Raw genomic sequence first — 17046 nt, 5'->3', positions numbered from 1 at the left:
TGGATCGCAGCGGGTGGCAAAAGCCACCCGCTGCGTAGGGTTACACCGCTTTCGCTCTGGGGAAGGCGCGCGCTTTTTCAGCCACGGGGAGTCGGTACACATTGTTGGCGGGTTGAGGAAGCGCGGGTGTCGGAGCCATCGCATTCGTGACCGGCATAAAGGCATGGGCACTGTGCGCCAGGTGATTGACCTCGCGAGAGAGAACGTCGACGGCGTTCAGATACGCGTCCATGCTGGCCGCACTCTCTTGGGTGCCCCGGTCAATCTGCGAAATGGCCTGACTGATCTGCGCGATGCCCTCGCTCTGCTCCCGAGCGGCCGCACGAATCTCTTCCATCAAGTCGTTCACGTTATGGCTGGCTTGGCGAATGCGCCCCATGGCATCGCCTGCTGAACCGGCTTTATGCTGTCCGGCTTCAATACGCTGGCGAGCGGTCTCGATCAGCGTTTGTACTTGATGGGCGGCCTCAGCAGATTGGCGTGCCAAGCGGCGCACCTCTTCAGCGACCACCGCAAAGCCTCGACCATGCTCACCGGCTCGGGCCGCTTCTACGGAAGCATTCAGCGCCAAGATGTTGGTTTGGAAGGCAATGTTATCGATCGTTTTGACAATGCCCGCCATGTCTTGAGAAGTCGCGGTGATGCCCTCCATCGCATCGGCCAGTTCACGCATAATCGCCACCGCGTTGTCGACTTCGCTGACGTTCCCCACCGAGGCCTGGCTGGCAAGCTGGGCGTTATCTGAACTTTGGCGCACGGTAGAGGCGATTTGCTCCGCGCTGGCGGCGGTTTGCTGCACGGCAGATGCTTGCTGGTCGACTCGGTTGCCCATGGCTTGGTTATGGCGGGAAAGCTCTTCCACCGAGGGCATGACTTGCGCGATGCGCTGATCCAGGTCGCCAATCAGCGCGTCCAGCGAGCGGCGCATGAAGTTCATGGTTGCCAGCGTGTTATCCATGGCGGCATTGCCCACGGTGGGCACCTGCGCATTCAAGTCACCGGCGGCGATTTGCAGTGCGAAGTCGTTGGCTTTGTGCAGGAAACGACGCAGTCGGCGCGCCTGACGCCACTGGTAGACGCTGAGCAGTAAGCCCGTGGCAAGTATCATTGCGAGCAGCGGGGCGAGCACACCGCTTGTGACCTGGCTGCCCAGCCACCAGGCGCTAGCCAGCATTAACGCGCCAGTGGCCGCCAAGGTAAACAGCACGCCAGCGACGTTGGCGAGCCGAGGGGCCCACCAAGTGGCGCTGACCAGCCGTTTGAGCGGGTTGCGGGCCATGACTTCGCCATGCTTGACCGTAAAGCGCCCCTGGTTTTCACGGATATCGCGGTAGATATGCTCGGCGTTGTCGACTTCTGCCTGGGAGGGTTTGACGCGGATCGATACAAAGCCGGTCACTTGGTTATTTTCCCGAATGGGCACCACGTTCGCCCTTACCCAATAATGGTCGCCGTTTTTTCGACGGTTTTTGACCAATCCGCTCCAGTACTGGCCCGCTTTTAAGTCGCTCCACATATCGGCAAAGACGGGCGCGGGCATGTCCGGGTGGCGCACCATATTGTGGGGTGAACCCACCAGTTCTTCATACTCGAAGCCGCTGATCTCGACAAAGCGATGGTTCGCGTAGGCGATGTAGCTGCTGTTATCGGTTTTAGAAATCAGCACATCATCTTCGCGCAGCGGGTGTTCCACCTGGGTCACTGGGCCGTTGTTTTTCATGATGGAGTACCTGATTGGGTTAGTCAGGTATTTACTATAAAACTCATACCAAAGTTGTCCACGGGACTTTTTTCTGTTTAACATTTCTTTGCAACTGCCGCCGTGGTTGACCGTTCTTCCGGTCACGAATTGACAACGTTGCCGGGGTATGACAAACACACATCCATTTTGTGTGAGGAATCATCGGTGGCAAACGAGCAGACTTATCAAGCGTTAGAAGTGGATACCCTTGGCCAGCGGCTAGGCGGTGTGGAGGCCGTCGCCAGCCGAGTGGGCGGCAACCCCGCCGAGTGGCACATCCGTGAAGTGGGCGATGGCAACCTCAACTTGGTATTCATCGTGACGGGCAGCATTGGCAGCGTGGTGGTCAAGCAGGCGCTGCCCTATGTGCGCATGGTGGGCGAGAGCTGGCCGCTGCCGCTCTATCGCGCCCATTTCGAATATTACGCCTTAGTGCGTCAAGCCAAGCGCGCGCCGGGCGTGGCCCCCGAGGTGTACTACTTCGATAAGCCCCAGGCATTGATCGTGATGGAGTATCTGCATCCCCATGTGATTTTGCGGCGCAAGCTGATCAGCGGCGAACGCGTGGCGGAGCTGGGCACTACTCTGGGTGAGTTCTGTGCGCGCACGGCGTTTCGCGGCTCTGAACTCTCCATGGCAAGCCCGGATAAGAAAGCCGATGTCGGGCTGTTCTCTGGCAACGTGGCGATTCCGGCGATCACCGAATCGCTGGTGTTTACCGACCCCTACTACGGCGCGGAGATGAACCGCCACACGCCCGAGCTATCTCCCGTGGTGGACGAGCTGCGCCGCAACGCGCGCCTGAAAGCCAAGGTGCAGCGGCTGCTGATGAAGTTCACCGCCAACACCGAGACCATGCTGCACGGCGATTTGCACTCCGGCTCCATCATGGCCACCGACACCAGCGTGCGCGTCATCGACCCTGAATTTTCCCAGTACGGCCCCATGGCGTTCGACTTGGGCATGGCGGTAGCCAACTTCTTCATGGCCTACTTTAGCCAGCCCGCCCACCGTAAAGAAGGTGACCTGGAGGAGTATCAAGCGTGGATTTTAGAAGTGATCACCGATTGCTTTACCCGTTTCGATGAGGAGTTTCGCCACCTCTGGCAAACCGAGCGCACCGGCATTCTGTTCCCTAGAGCGTTGTTTGAAGAGCAGGGCAACAGCGCCGACGACGCCTGCGACGCGCTGCTGGAAGAAATCCGTGAAGATGCGCTGGCCTACTGCGGCATCGAAATGCACCGCCGCGTACTATCGCTGGCCCACAACGCTGACTTCGAAGAGATCGAAGACACCGCCCTGCGCGCCAAGCTGGAAGCACGCAACGTGCTGATGGGCCAAGCGCTAATCATGGAGCCGCAAGCTTACTGTGATCTCAAGGCGCTGGTAGAGCTGGCCAAAACGTTCAATCAGAAAGCGGTGTTGTAGGAAGAAGTTATTAACGACAGAACGGCGATGTGAGAAGGCCGGGACAGACCGTAGCGGGGGTCTTTCGCCATGGATGGCGAAAGTAGCGCCCATGGATGGGTTCACAGCGCCCCCGCGTAGGTGTGTACCGGCCTGGGATCAGTCTTTTTTATTCAAAGCTGATCCAAACGATCAAACTTCCCGGCGATGTCGCTTTCGGTCCAGTGGGGCACCCAGCCTTCTACGTTATCGAAGAAGCGCAGCGCGGTGAATTCCGGTTCCGGGCCCATATCGAACCAGTGCGGGGTATTGGCAGGCACGCTGATCAGGTCATTACGGGTGCAGAGCACCTGATACACCTTGTCGTCGATGTGCAGGCAGAACAGCCCCTGGCCCTTCACGAAAAAGCGCACTTCGTCTTCATGGTGGCGGTGCTCGTTTAAGAACTTCTGACGCATCGCTTCTTTGTCCGGGTGGGTGGGCACCATGTGCAGCACGTCGACGGTTTGGTAGCCGCCCTTGGCTTTGACCCGGTCGATGTCCTCCTGATAGAGCGCCAGAATCTCCTCCTGGGTGGCATCGTCGGCAATCTCGCCCGGCGCTGACCAGCGCTCAAATAGAACGCCTACCCGGTTCAGCTCAGCGGCAATTTGTTCGCCGTCCGTGGTGTCCAGCAGCGCATCATTAGGATGTTGATCGGCAAAGACTTTCAGTTGGGACATAAAGACGCTCCTAAGAGGTAAGGGGTAAACGTAGCCGTTAAAAGGCAATGTCGGCAAAGCTGTCGACACAGGTGTGTACAGTGCCTGCCTGAGTACCTTCGCGCACGAGCTGTAAGGTTTGCATACCCGCCTGCTTGGCCGCATCCAGCTCTTCGACCACATCCGACAGGAACAGTATCGACTCTGCAGGTAGATCGAGCGCCTCGACAATGCGCTGATAGGCCACGGCCTCGCGCTTATGGCCAATGTGCGTGTCGAAGTAGCCGCTGAACAGCGGGTTCAAATCACCCTCGTCACTGTAGCCAAACAGCAGCTTCTGCGCCTGCACCGAGCCTGACGAGTACACATACAGCGCCACGCCTGCGGCCTGCCACTGGCGCAGCGCTGGAGCAACATCCGCGTATAAATGGCCGGTGAAGTCGCCGCGCTGGTAGCCGTCGGCCCACACCATGCCCTGCAGGGCTTTGAGTGGCGTCACTTTCTGGTCGGTGTCGATCCAATGCAACAGCGTAGCAATGACCGCTTCCAGCGTGGCGTCGGCGTCCTGCATGTTATGGCGCACGGCGTCGATCTGCTCGGCCACCGCGGGTGCATCTGCGTTTTCGCGCAGAAAGTCAGGCAGCTTGGCGTAGGCGTAGGGGAACAGCACTTTGTGAACGAAGTTGATATCGGTGGTGGTACCTTCGATATCGGTCACGATGGCGCGAACAGTTGATTGACTCATTGGGTCCACCGGCTCTCTTCCAGTACACAGGCAAGTAAGAATTCGATTGCTTCCAGGTGACGACGGCAACTGGCAATGCTGTCGCCCACGGCGTAAATACCGTGGCCCGCGACCAGAAAGCCCCAGGGCATCGGCCAGCCCTGGCGAACGTGCTCGGCTAACTCCTCCATATCCTGGGAGTTGGGCACCACCGGCAAAAGAATCGTCGCATCATGCGTCACATTACCCGCCAACGCTTTTTGCATTTCGAAGCCGCTCAGCTCAACACCTTCGGGAAAGCGCCGCGATAGCACGGTGCTGGCGACGGTATGGGTGTGCAGCACGCAGTGAATGCTTGGGTCTAGCCGGTACAGCGCGGCGTGTAGGTCACTTTCGGCGCTGGGTTTGCCGTTGCCTTCCAGCACGCTGCCTTCCAGGTCGCACAGCAGCAGGTCATCCGCCTGGATACGGGTTTTATTCCGCCCGGAGGCGGTGACTAAATAGCCCGCCTCGGTACGCGCGGAAAAGTTGCCGCCAGTGGCGGGCGTCCAGCCTTGCTGCGCCGCCCAGGAGATGGCGTCCAGCAGTTCGGTGTGTAAGGTGTTCATCGGGTCAGCATCGCCTCGTCTAGTGGCGGCCATTCTATATGATAAGCTTCGCGCCTGATAAGCCGTGCCGCTGTTCTGCTTGCCCCATTATCAAGGAGCCCCTCATGGTCAATTTACAGTCACGCAGTTTACGGGTGTATGCCGACTCGCTTGAGTATTTGGACCAAACCCGGCTACCCCAAGCCGAAGAGTGGGTGCGCTGCGACTCCCCCGACGCATGGCAGCACGCGGTTAAACATCTCGCTATTCGCGGCGCGCCGCTGATTGGTTTGAGCGCTGCTTTCGTGCTGGCCCAGTACGCCGCTCGCCATCCCGAATCCGAGTGGCAAGCCGTCAGCGACCGCTTACGGGCGACGCGCCCCACGGCGGTGAACCTGATGTACTGCCTGGACGCCATGGAAGCCTGTTTTGCCCAGGGCGCTGACGCCCTGGCCGAACGAGCCAAAGCGCTGTTTGAAGAGGACCGCGCGCTGTGCCAACGCATGGCCGAGCGGGGCGCTGACTTGCTGGCATCCGGCGACCGCGTGCTGACCCACTGCAACACCGGTGCGCTGGCCACGGCCGGTGTGGGCACCGCGATTGGCGCGTTGGCCATCGCCAAACAGCGCGGCATCGACCTGCATGTCTACGTGGATGAAACCCGTCCGCTACTCCAGGGCGGCCGCTTGACTGCATGGGAAATGGCCGATTTGGGCATTCCTTACCAGCTAATCACCGACAGCATGGCGGCCAGCTTAATGGCAGCGGGCAAGGTGGATAAGGTGATGGTCGGCGCGGACCGCATCTGCGCCAACGGTGACTTTGCCAACAAAGTGGGCACCTACATGCTGGCGGTGGCGGCACACTACCATCAGGTGCCGTTCTACGTGGTCGCCCCTTACACCACGGTCGACTCCGCCTGCGCGACCGGCGCGGCGATTCCCATCGAACAGCGCGATGGCGCGGAGGTGCGCGGAGCCGCAGGCGCGTTTGGCGAGGTGGTGTGGGCACCGAGCGATGCCCCGGTGTGGAACCCAGCCTTCGACGTGACGCCCGCCAAGCTAGTCACCGCCTGGATTCTGGATACCGGCGTGTTTGACTCAGCGGCGATTGCACGGGGCGAGCATCTGCGGGGATGGCGCTAGGCTTTTACGAAAACTGCCTACGCTCGCCGACTTTTCGTAAAAAGCCTAACCCTTAGCAGCCATGGACGCCCGCACGCAGTGCAGAACCGGGTAATCAATACGGCCTTCCAGCGCTTCGAACACCACTTTCAGCCCCTGGCCGGGAAACTGCTCAAAAGCCGCGCGAATCTGCGCCAGGGTCGCTGGGTCCAGGTTGACCACCTCTTCCAGGTCCAGCTCGCCGCCTTGAATGGCATCGCTCAAATGGCGGTACACGGTATTGGCGGCCAGCCCGCGCTGCTCGGCGACCTGTTCCGGCGTTAGCCCTTGGCGCAGTAGCGCGGCAGATTCAAGAGCGCTGCTGCCTACAGGGGCGCTAGCGGCAGGTTCATCAGGATGCGCCAGAACCACCGCTAGAAAGCCTTCGCCATAATCCTCCAGCTTGCGTGCGCCAATGCCCGAGATGGTGCCCAGCGCCTGCAGTGTCTGCGGTTTTTGCGCTACCAGCTCGGCCAGGGTGGCGTCGTTGAAAATCACGTAGGCGGGTACGCCCTGGGCGTCGGCAAGCGCCTTGCGATGCTGGCGCAGTGCTTCCCACAAGGCGCCGTGGCCCTTGACGGCAGACGCCCCTTTGGCACCGCGCCGCGCGGGCTTGCTGGGTTTGCGCAGGGTGAGACTCTGCTCGCCGCGCAATATGGGCTTGGCGTTGGCGGTGAGCTTGATGCCGCCATGGCCCTCCATATCCACGCTTAAAAAACCGCTGGCGATCAGCTGGCGGAACAGCGCTTTCCACTCGCTGGCGGTGAGCTCTTTGCCAATGCCGAACGTACTCAAACTGTCATGACCGAAGCGGCTGATACGCTCGTTGCGTTTGCCCAGCAGTACATCCACCAAATACGTGACGCCGAAGCGCTGTTCGGTGCGGTAGACACACGACAGCGCCTTCTGAGCAGCCACCGTGGCCTCCCAGGTGTCAGGCGGAGTGAGGCAGTTATCGCAGTTGCCGCAGGGTTCGTCTAGCGAATCGCCGAAGTAGTGGAGCAGCGCCTGGCGGCGGCAGCTAATGATCTCGCAAAGCCCCAACATGGCGTCGAGCTTCTGCTGCTCGATGCGCTTTTGCTGGTCGGCGGCACCGGAGTCCTGCTGCATCTGGCGCAGAGTGATTATGTCCTGAAGCCCGTAGGCCATCCAGGCGTCGGCGGGCAGCCCATCGCGTCCGGCGCGGCCGGTCTCCTGATAGTAGGCTTCGATGCTTTTGGGTAGGTTGAGGTGCGCCACAAAGCGCACGTCCGGTTTGTCGATGCCCATGCCAAAAGCGATGGTGGCGACGATCACCACGCCGTCTTCGCGCAGAAAGCGGGCTTGGTGCTGCTGGCGCTGCCCGGCGGGCAGCCCGGCGTGGTAGGGCAGCGCGGTCAACCCCTGGCGTGCCAGCCAAGCGGCGGTCTCCTCTACTTTGCGCCGTGAGAGGCAGTAGACGATGCCCGCCTCGCCGTCGTGATGCTCACGGATGAAACTCAGCAGCTGCTCTTTGGCATTGCCCTGATTTTCAGCGATATGGTAACGAATGTTGGGTCGGTCAAAGCCGTTGTTGTAGAGCGCGGCGTCCTGAAGCTGCAGGTGCTCCATGATGTCGTGCCGGGTAGGCACATCGGCGGTGGCGGTGAGCGCGATGCGTGGTACGTCAGGAAATCGCTGGTGCAGGTGGGAGAGCTGGCGATATTCGGGGCGGAAATCGTGGCCCCACTGGGAAACGCAGTGAGCTTCATCGATGGCGAACAGCGCAATGTGGGTCTGCTCCAGCAGCATCTGCATGCGCGCCGTGGCCAGCCGCTCGGGCGCGACGTAGAGAAGATCCAGCTCGCCCGCCCGTAGGCGGTTCTCCACATCCATCGCCTCATGCATCTCGAGGCTGGAGTTTAGGTAGGCGGCGCGCACCCCGTTCTGAATCAGCGCGGCCACCTGATCCTGCATCAACGCAATGAGCGGCGAGACCACAATCGCGGTGCCTTCACGTAGCAGCGCAGGGATCTGATAGCACAGCGATTTACCGCCGCCGGTGGGCATCAGCACCAACGCATCGCCTCCGGCCATCACATGCTCAATGATGGCCTGCTGCGGGCCACGAAAGTGGTCGTAGCCAAAGACCTCCTGCAGTACCTTGAGGGCTGCCGAGTCGCCGTGCATCGCTGCTCTCCTTGTCGTGTGCGTGAAGGAGAATTGTCGCACGAAAACTCACGTGAGTTTGGCTAGCGAAGGCCTGTAATCGTCATGACCAACTCAATGTTGGAACGAACCCACCCTTGGCGGTCGGGGAATGCGTCGATCAGTGGCGGAAAGCGCAAAGGCCAACAGCGTATCTTGGCGGGCTCCCTGCGCATCAAAGAGCTGAGCAAGCGCAGGTGCCCACGTAAGCTTGCACGTTTGGTTGTCGATAGGCTGATGACCGTTCAAACGAACGCGCACCACATGAGGTCCAACGGCCACATGCGCCATCGTATCGTCGTCCTCCCAACGCTCGGTGCGGAGCACTTTAGCGGGCATGCCCGTTGCCGATACTGGGTGTAATTCAATAGCGCCGGGGCGCAAGCCTAGATACCCACCGGCTGCCTCTTTGGGCGCGACGGGAAGGGAGGAGGTTTCACCCTCAATCACCGCGCCGTGTTCGCCCTCTATCAGAGGTAGAAAGTTCATGGCCATACTGCTGGTAGCGTTAGCAGTATCTACGCTGTCAGTCTGGTCGCTAAGTGTGCCTTCCTGCACGATGTTTCCCTGCTGCATCAAGATGACATGATCTCTCATGCTCAAGGCCTCTGTCTGGTCGTGAGTGGCGTTCGTCGACGCCTTTTAGCGTCGTGTAATGGGATCATGTGATGGCGATGTTGCGGTTGAATGACGCTTATGTGGCAGGCGGGTGACGTGTGGGAGCGTTAATGGGTGATTTTAATGTCATAACGCTGTAACCGCCGCACCACGCTGGACTGGCTGATACCCAGCCGTTTGGCGATGGCATAGGTGCTGGGCAGCGTGTGACACAACGTTTGTAGCGCGTCCCGCTCTAACCGCTCTAGGTACTCTTTCAAGCTTTCGCCTGAGGCGAGCGGTGCCGCCAAAGGTGAGGCAGATACATTCGCCAAGCTGTGGGTATGCTGTTCGCTATAGGCTTGCGTTGCAGGCACTTCGATTTGATCCGTTGGGCTTGAAAGCCAAGCTCTCTCCAGCCAGTTTTCCAGCTCCCTAACATTACCCGGCCAGTCGCTGCCCATGAGCGTCGACCATACTTGATTACCGAGGATTTTCTGCCGCCCATAGCGCTGGTTCAGCCGTTGTAGGCACGCTTCCACTAGGTCGGGAATATCCTCACGTCGTTCGCGCAAAGGTGGCAGGGTGACGGGAATGACGTTGAGGCGGTAATAAAGATCCAGGCGGAAAAGCCCCGCTTCCACCTGCTTGCCCAAATCCTGATTGGTCGCGACCACCAAGCGGAAATCGACCCGACGAGAGCGCGTATCCCCAAGGCGGGTCAGGCTGCCATCCTGAATGACCTTGAGCAGCTTGGTTTGCATTAACAGCGGCAGCTCGCCGATTTCATCCAGAAATAGCGTGCCCCCTTCGGCCTGCTCTAACAGCCCTGCTTTGCCTTGTCGGGCTGCACCGCTGAAGGCGCCGGGCTGATAGCCAAACATTTCGGACTCAAACAGATTTTCCGGGATTGCCGCGCAGTTCACTTCAATAAAGGGGCCGTCGCAGCGCTGGCTCCAGCGGTGAAGCTGCTTGGCAAACGCGGTCTTGCCGACGCCGGATTCGCCGAGCATCAGGACGTTGGCATCCGACGGCGCAACACGCTTGAGCAGTAGGGCAATTTCGCGCATCACATGGCTTCTGACCTGTAGGTTATCCAGCGCGTCATCCAGCGCTTGCTCTTCTGCATCAGGCGCGGCTTGGCTGCGCTTTAAGTGTTCGCTAAAGCGTTTTTGCAGCAGGGCATACTCGTCCTGCAGAAGCTGCAAGTCGGTGAGGTCTCTCGAGCGGCTGATAATGCGCTCTAGCGTGCCGTTGACGAACACCGGGTAGGCTTCTGCTATAACGCGGCGGCCTGTGCCGGTGATTTGCATTAGCTGAGCGGGCTGGCGGGTGCGCATCACTTCTACGGTAATGGAGGGCTTTAAAACGCCGGCCGCCTGCAGTTGCTGAACACTGCTTGAAAGAAGCTCTTCTCGCGATACGCCGTACACCGCCTCAGCACCGGGGCTAATATCCAAGATCTGTCCATCGCCACTGACAATGAAGAAGTGGTCGTTGGCGGTTTCTATGATGGTTTGCAGTACACGCCTGTCGATTTCGCTCATACGTCCTCCTTATCTACCGCAGCCGCTTTTATATCGTTGGATGAACGGAGTGATGCAAAAGTGACTCAGTGATTCACTATTGCATCATTTCATTGGTTGATTGATTCATTTTTGCATCGATAAGCCGGTAAACCTACCTATTTATCAGCGCAGGTGACTTGGCATGGTCTGTGCAGTACCTGTGTATGAGCGGTATGAGCTAGATAAATCAGCCGTCAGGCTGGCCACAATAAATCCAAGGAGAAAATGATGTCGGACTTTAATCAGCCGCTGGGCGGCAACACCATGCCGCGCTTTGCGGGGCCTGCCACCATGATGCGCCTGCCCACGCAAGAGAGTGCCGAAGGGCTGGATGCGGCGTTTATCGGTATACCCATGGATATCGGTACGTCGAATCGCCCGGGTACGCGCCTAGGGCCACGGCAGATTCGCGATGAGTCGCGCATGTTGCGCCCTTACAACATGGCGACAGGCGCTGCGCCGTTCGAGCGTCTTCAGGTAGCCGATATTGGCGATGTGCCCATCAATACCTTTCACCTGCCGAAAAGCGTCGACATCATCACTGCCTTCTATGACGACGTGCTCAAGCACGACTGCATTCCGTTAACCCTGGGCGGCGAGCATACGCTGACGCTACCCATTCTGCGTGCCATGGCGAAAAAGCATGGTCCGGTGGGGTTGATTCATATCGATGCCCACGCGGATGTGAACGAGCACATGTTTGGCGAACCCATTGCGCACGGCACGCCGTTCCGCCGTGCCCAGGAGGAAGGGTTACTCGCCCATAACAAGGTCGTGCAAATTGGCCTGCGCGGGACCGGTTATGCCCCTGAAGATTTCGACTGGTGCCGCGAGCAGGGCTTCCGTGTGGTGCAGGCTGAGGAGTGCTGGCACCGCTCGCTGGCGCCATTGATGGCGGAAGTGCGCGAACAAATGGGCGATATCCCCGTGTATATCAGCTTTGATATCGATGGCTTAGACCCCTCCGTTGCCCCCGGTACCGGCACCGTGGAAATGGGCGGCCTAACCTCTGCCCAAGGCTTGGAAATTGTGCGGGGCACCGCTGGCTTGAACATCGTCGGTGGTGACTTAGTAGAGGTATCACCGCCTTATGACCCCAGCGGTAATACGGCGCTGATGGGGGCCACGCTGCTGTATGAAATGCTCTGCGTACTGCCGGGCGTTAAGCATAACGCCTAAACCTAGCACACACGTGTTCATAAAAAGCGCCGACCTAACAAGGCGCAGATGACAAAACATAAGAAGGGGAGCCGCGCTTCCCTTCAGGACGCCGCCAGCCCACCTCCAATAATCACATCCAATAGGTGAACCGTATGTCTTATTCTCAAGCGAAGTCGGAAGAACCCACTTCGTCCTCATTGATCCCCCGAGCACATCTTCTAAAGTTTTTGCTGCCTTCGCTGATGGGCGTACTGCTTTTTCTAGTGCCGTTTCAAGTCGGTGATTCGATCAATATCGGCATGGGGTTAATGGCCGATGGCCTGCAGTCGCTTTTGGGAGCTGCACTGCCCGCGATTGCACTATGTGTGCTGTGTCTATCCGTCATCGTGACGCTCTATGTGAAGCTCGCAAAGCCTAGCTGGGCACAGCAAGGCCACTTTAAAGAGATGTTCGACGTGGGGGCTATTTGGGTAGCGCTGCGGATACTCGGTGCGATCTTCGTCATCATGACGTTTTTCCAGTTCGGCCCCGAAGTTGTCACAGCGTCTTACACGGGCGGAGTGATGCTTAATGATCTGGCACCCGTGCTACTGACGTTCTTTTTCTTTGCCGCGCTGCTACTGCCTTTTCTGGTCGAGTTCGGCTTTATGGAGTTTATTGGCACCATGGTGCGTAAGCCGTTCCGGGTCATCTTTAACCTGCCGGGGCGCAGCGCGATTGATGCCACTGCGTCATGGATGGGCTCCGGTACGGTAGGCGTTTTGATTACCGCACAGCAGTACGAGCAGGGCTACTATAACGGCCGCGAGGCTTCGGTGATCGCGACCAACTTCTCCGTTGCTTCCATCGCTTTCAGCTTGCTGGTAACAAACTTTGTCGAGATCAACCACCTCTTCGTACAGTTTTATTTCACGGTAGTGGTTTCTGGGTTGATGGCAGCTGTCATCGTCTCGCGGATTCCGCCGCTGTCGCGTAAATCCGATGACTATTACGAGCCGGTCGGCTGCCAGTTAAGCGAAGAGCGCACCGAAAACGTGGGCCTGTTCCGCTACAGCCTGCTGCAAGCAACCCGCCGCGCGGCGGGCGCACCAGGACCAAAAGAGCTGGCCCGGTTGGCGCTGCTTAACGTTATCGATATCTTCCTGACGCTGCTGCCGCTGGTGTTTGCGATTGGCACCGTAGCGCTGATTTTGGCCGAGTTCACGCCGCTGTTTACCTGGCTCTCTTACCCCATGGTGCCGGTGCTGGAGCTGCTGCGAATTCCTGAAGCCCAGGCGGCCGCCCCTGCGACACTCGTCGGTTTTGCCGACATGTTCTTGCCAGCGGTGCTGGCCACCAACATTGAAAGCGAGCTGACCCGCTTCGTGATTGCCTGCCTCTCCATGACGCAGCTGGTCTATATGTCGGAGATTGGTGCGCTGCTGCTCAAGTCGAAGATTCCCATCAAGTTCTGGGAGCTGGCCGTGGTATTCCTGCTGCGTACCGCGATTACGCTGCCGATCATCGCCTTTATGGCCCACACGTTTTTCTTCTAAGGGGCCTGGTATGAACGAGTCAACGACAATGACCTGCGCCGACCTGTTGATCCACCTGCTGCGCGATACTTACGGCGTGCGCGCGCTGTTCGGCATTCCCGGTGTGCACACGGTGGAGCTGTACCGTGGCCTGGAAGGCTGTGAGATAGCGCACATCACTCCGCGCCATGAGCAGGGGGCGGGGTTTATGGCCGATGGCTATGCCCGTGCCAGCGGTCAGCCGGGGGTGTGTTTAATTATCACCGGGCCGGGGATGACCAATATTGCCACCGCCATGGGCCAAGCCCTGGCGGACTCCATTCCCATGCTGGTGATCTCCAGCGTTAATCGCCGCGATACCTTGGGCTTAGGCCAGGGGCGGTTGCACGAACTGCCCAGCCAGCAGCAGATGATCAGCGGCGTGGCGCGGTTTAGCCACACGTTGCTGGATGCCAGCACGCTACCCGAGGTGTTGGCCCGTGCCTTTGCAGTTTTCAACGGCGCGCGCCCAGGCCCGGTGCATATTGAAATACCCATTGATCTGTTCAATGCGCCCGTCAGTGTTCCGACTAGCTGGCAAGCGCCCACGCTGTACCGCGCGGCTCCCGACCCGGAAGGGCTGGCCGAGGCGGCTCGGCTACTCACGGCGGCGAAGCAGCCTCTGGTGCTGTTGGGCGGTGGCTGTGTCTCAGCGCCAGACGCCGCACGAGCACTGGTAGAGCAGTTGGATGCGCCTACGGTGACAACCATCAACGCCAAGGGGCTGCTGGGTCGTGATCACCCGCTGGACTTAGGCGCCAATGCCGCACTGCCCGCCGTGAGGGAGCTAGCCGCTAAGGCGGATGTGATTCTGGCAGTAGGAACCGAGTTGGGCGAAACCGACTATGACGTCGTTTTTGACGACGGTTTTCACCTCAACGGTACGCTGATTCGTATTGATCTGGACCCTGAGCAGCTGGTGCGCAATCAGCGCACCACGCTTGGTTTGGTGGGCGATGCCGGGCGCAGTTTGGAGCTTCTGCTAACGCATTTTTCTGAGCCGCTGAAGCGTCAGGGCGGCGAACAGACCACCACTGCTCTGAACGCTTTAGATTTGGCCAACGATCCCGCGTTTAGCGATTTCGTTCCGTTCTATAAAACGCTGGCCGACCACTTACCTGACGCCATTCTAGTGGGCGACTCCACCGCCCCGGTATACGCCGGAAACCACCTCGTCAGCCAGCCTGCGCCTCGCCGCTATTTCAATGCATCCACCGGTTACGGCACCTTGGGTTATGGGCTGCCTGCGGCATTAGGGGCGCAGCTAGCCCGGCCAGATCTACTCGTAGTAGCGCTGGTGGGAGACGGCGGGGTGATGTTTACGCTCTCGGAACTCGCCACCGCCGTGGAAGCCCGCCTGCCCGTGGTCATCGTGCTATGGCATAACGCGGGCTACGAAGAGATCCGCCGCTATATGGATGCCAACGGCGTGGCGCGATTGGGGGTCGATATTCAAGCACCCAACTTCCTGACTCTGGCTGAAGGCTTTGGCTGCCCCGGCATGTTGGTAGAGAGCCCCGCTGAGCTTTCCCAGGCACTCGCCAACCGCGTTCCCACCGGGCCGCTACTGATCGAAATTGACGCCGCTGCTTGGCAAAAGAGCTTGCTCTAAACAGGAGATAACAATGAAAACTAAACGTGTTTTTGGTCAAGATACGCTGTCGGCTGACGATGTGGAGCACAGCTTGGGCTTGCCCGGTACTTTTGCGCTTTGGCTAGGTGCGAATGTCGTGGTCACCACCATATTGACCGGTATGTTCTTAGTGCCGGATCTCACCTTTCAGCACGCGATGTGGCTGATTTTGATAGGCTCAGCGATCGGTATTATTCCGCTAGTGCTAATCGGTGTCATGGGGCAGCAAACCGGTATGACCACCATGGTGCTAGCGCGAGGTACGTTTGGTCGCAAGGGCGCTAACTTCCCCGCCTGGGTAAATTTATTAGCCCTGATTGCTTGGAGTTGGATTCAGGCGCTGCTAGCGGGTATGAGTCTTGATTATGCCGTCGAGAGCCTGACGGGCTACTCCAACGTAGCGCTCTTTACGGTTATTTGTGAGACTCTGGTCGTCCTGATTGCTCTACGCGGTCATTTAGGGATCGAGAAAGTTGAGAAGATAGCGGCGCTACTGATGTTGGGGTTATCCGCCGTGGTGCTCTTCGCGCTCAATCGGCATTACGACCTGCCTAGCATTACCCAGTTGGAACCCGAGGGAGTATTGGGTGGCGGCGTGGTGTTCGATATTGTCGTCGCTACAGCCTTCTCGTGGATTCCCTTGGCGGCCGATTACAACCGCCATTGCCGTTCGCTCAAAGCCGCCGTTGTGGGCACTTGGGGCGGCTATGTGGTCGCTACACTTATTGCCATGGGTTTAGGCGCTACCGTATCAGCGCTGTCGATCAGTATTGGTAGAGAACCCACCTATGACCCGACGGCTCTGCTCAGCGGTTTTGGTTTTGGCTTACCGGCTGCATTGGTTATTTTCTTTTCAGTGCTCACCACCAACGTTATGTGTGTCTACAGCGCGACGCTTTCATTTATGAGCGTGCGCCCTACCGTGCCGTTTTGGAAACCAGCGCTAATCATTGGTGTGGTTTCGGTCATCGGTGCGCTCATTCCGGGCATCCTTGATCAATTCCAGACCTTTCTATTAATTATCGGCAGTGTCTTTATTCCCGCCTTTTCACTCATGATCGTCGATTACTACCTATTGGGCCGGGAGCGCTATACACCGTCACAGCTCATCCAAGCTGAGCATAACCTGCCAGCCTTTAACTGGCTGGCACTGGGAAGTTATGGCGTAGGCGCATTGCTGGCCTATTACTGGAACTGGGTGGCTCCTCTCTCGTTTGGTGCATCGCTGCCCGTGTTCGTCATCACTGGCGCGCTCTATTTTGTGGTGAGTAAATCGGTGGTTGGAAAGCGGGTGGCTGTATGAATCTGCAACGTATCAGCGAAAAGCAGTGGTATCGAACTACCGCCAAGGCAAACGGCATCACTCTAATCGATGAACCGTGGATCAAACCGTTTTATCGCTGCAACATCTGGCATGTTCAGGGCAGTCAGCGCGGTATGGTCGTCGATTTTGGTCTGGGCGCGGTGCCGCTGCGTAAACAGGTGGCGCTGTTGAGTGAGCGGGATCTTCTAGCAGTCGCTAGTCATACCCATTTCGATCATATCGGTGCGGCTCATGAATTTGGTTGCTGTCATGTTCATGCGTCAGAAGCGAATATTCTTACCTCACCTGATAACACGCGAACACTAGCGGATCAGTTTCTTAGTGACGATATGTTCGAGGCGCTTCCTCCCCAGCCCTATTCCCATGATCGCTACCGTATTAAGGCACCTCAAATGGTTGCCCCGTTAGAAGATCGCGAGATATTGGATTTGGGTAACCGGCAGTGGGAGGTGATTCATACACCGGGTCACTCACCTGGTGGTATCGCGCTGTGGGAAGCGAACACCCAAACGCTCATTTCGGGTGATCTCGTCTATGACGGCCCGCTCATTGAAGATCTATGGCACAGCGACCTCGCCGACTATGCCGCTAGTATGCGTCGGCTACGCCAGTTGCCGGTTCGTACTGTTCATGGGGGGCATTTTCCCAGCTTTAGCGGCCAGCACTTACGCCAACTCATTGATGATTGGCTTCGCCAACACGAGCTTTAAGGAGCTTTGAT

The 17046-nt window shown here is 58.5% G+C and carries 14 protein-coding genes; 7 read left to right on the top strand and 7 right to left on the bottom strand.

All coding sequences use genetic code 11. The features are described 5' to 3' along the window. Positions 1-40 precede the first annotated feature (40 nt). A complete protein-coding gene (locus AB6K10_RS01380) occupies positions 41-1720 on the bottom strand; it encodes a methyl-accepting chemotaxis protein (protein WP_339117818.1) in 1680 nt (559 codons plus the stop codon). A 186-nt stretch (positions 1721-1906) separates the two neighbouring features. On the opposite strand from AB6K10_RS01380, the gene mtnK reads away from it, so the two are divergent. Further along, positions 1907-3169, top strand: coding sequence for an S-methyl-5-thioribose kinase (mtnK, locus tag AB6K10_RS01375; protein ID WP_339117817.1), 1263 nt, complete (start codon positions 1907-1909; stop codon positions 3167-3169). Between the two features lie 152 nt (positions 3170-3321). Here the strand turns inward: mtnK and AB6K10_RS01370 are convergent, their stop codons facing one another. From AB6K10_RS01370 to mtnB, 3 genes are read right to left on the bottom strand one after another with little or no spacing between them, the layout of a single operon-like run. Then, positions 3322-3870, bottom strand: a complete 549-nt coding sequence (locus tag AB6K10_RS01370; RefSeq protein WP_339117816.1) for a cupin — start codon at positions 3868-3870, stop codon at positions 3322-3324. Positions 3871-3907: 37 nt separating this feature from the next. Next, positions 3908-4594, bottom strand: coding sequence for an acireductone synthase (gene mtnC, locus AB6K10_RS01365; protein ID WP_339117815.1), 687 nt, complete (start codon positions 4592-4594; stop codon positions 3908-3910). Beyond that, a complete protein-coding gene (gene mtnB, locus AB6K10_RS01360; protein ID WP_339117814.1) occupies positions 4591-5181 on the bottom strand; it encodes a methylthioribulose 1-phosphate dehydratase in 591 nt (196 codons plus the stop codon). The genes mtnC and mtnB overlap by 4 nt, the downstream gene beginning before the upstream one ends. A 104-nt stretch (positions 5182-5285) precedes the next feature. On the opposite strand from mtnB, the gene mtnA reads away from it, so the two are divergent. After that, entirely contained in the window at positions 5286-6305 is a 1020-nt protein-coding gene (gene mtnA / locus AB6K10_RS01355; protein ID WP_285263608.1) for an S-methyl-5-thioribose-1-phosphate isomerase, read from the top strand. Positions 6306-6350: 45 nt separating this feature from the next. Here mtnA and recQ read toward each other — a convergent pair whose 3' ends face one another. The 3 genes from recQ to AB6K10_RS01340 all read right to left on the bottom strand — a co-directional run bounded on the left by recQ (position 6351) and on the right by AB6K10_RS01340 (position 10633). After that, entirely contained in the window at positions 6351-8471 is a 2121-nt protein-coding gene (recQ, locus tag AB6K10_RS01350; RefSeq protein ID WP_339117813.1) for a DNA helicase RecQ, read from the bottom strand. A gap of 93 nt (positions 8472-8564) precedes the next feature. Beyond that, entirely contained in the window at positions 8565-9086 is a 522-nt protein-coding gene (locus AB6K10_RS01345) for a hypothetical protein (RefSeq protein ID WP_285263606.1), read from the bottom strand. 128 nt (positions 9087-9214) lie between these two features. Continuing rightward, positions 9215-10633 carry a sigma 54-interacting transcriptional regulator gene (locus AB6K10_RS01340; RefSeq protein WP_339117812.1) on the bottom strand — a complete coding sequence of 473 codons (1419 nt, stop codon included), beginning with the start codon at positions 10631-10633 and terminating at the stop codon, positions 9215-9217. 249 nt (positions 10634-10882) lie between these two features. On the opposite strand from AB6K10_RS01340, the gene speB reads away from it, so the two are divergent. From speB to AB6K10_RS01315, 5 genes are all read left to right on the top strand, one after another. After that, a complete protein-coding gene (speB, locus tag AB6K10_RS01335) occupies positions 10883-11833 on the top strand; it encodes an agmatinase (RefSeq protein ID WP_253018290.1) in 951 nt (316 codons plus the stop codon). Positions 11834-11967: 134 nt separating this feature from the next. Beyond that, entirely contained in the window at positions 11968-13350 is a 1383-nt protein-coding gene (locus AB6K10_RS01330; protein ID WP_339117811.1) for a YjiH family protein, read from the top strand. Positions 13351-13360: 10 nt separating this feature from the next. Continuing rightward, positions 13361-14980: a 5-guanidino-2-oxopentanoate decarboxylase gene (locus AB6K10_RS01325; RefSeq protein WP_339117810.1), complete on the top strand. Its 1620-nt coding sequence runs from the start codon at positions 13361-13363 to the stop codon at positions 14978-14980. A gap of 13 nt (positions 14981-14993) precedes the next feature. Continuing rightward, positions 14994-16304 (top strand): cytosine permease, encoded by a 1311-nt coding sequence (locus tag AB6K10_RS01320; RefSeq protein WP_239285613.1) that lies wholly within the window; start codon positions 14994-14996, stop codon positions 16302-16304. Continuing rightward, on the top strand, positions 16301-17035 hold the full coding sequence (locus AB6K10_RS01315) for an MBL fold metallo-hydrolase (RefSeq protein ID WP_339117809.1): 735 nt from the start codon (positions 16301-16303) through the stop codon (positions 17033-17035). The genes AB6K10_RS01320 and AB6K10_RS01315 overlap by 4 nt, the downstream gene beginning before the upstream one ends. The last annotated feature ends 11 nt before the right edge of the window (positions 17036-17046 follow it).

The organism is Halomonas sp. BMC6 (genome assembly GCF_964204995.1).
In the GTDB taxonomy this organism is placed as follows: domain Bacteria; phylum Pseudomonadota; class Gammaproteobacteria; order Pseudomonadales; family Halomonadaceae; genus Vreelandella.
This window is presented reverse-complemented; position numbering and strand designations above follow the sequence as displayed.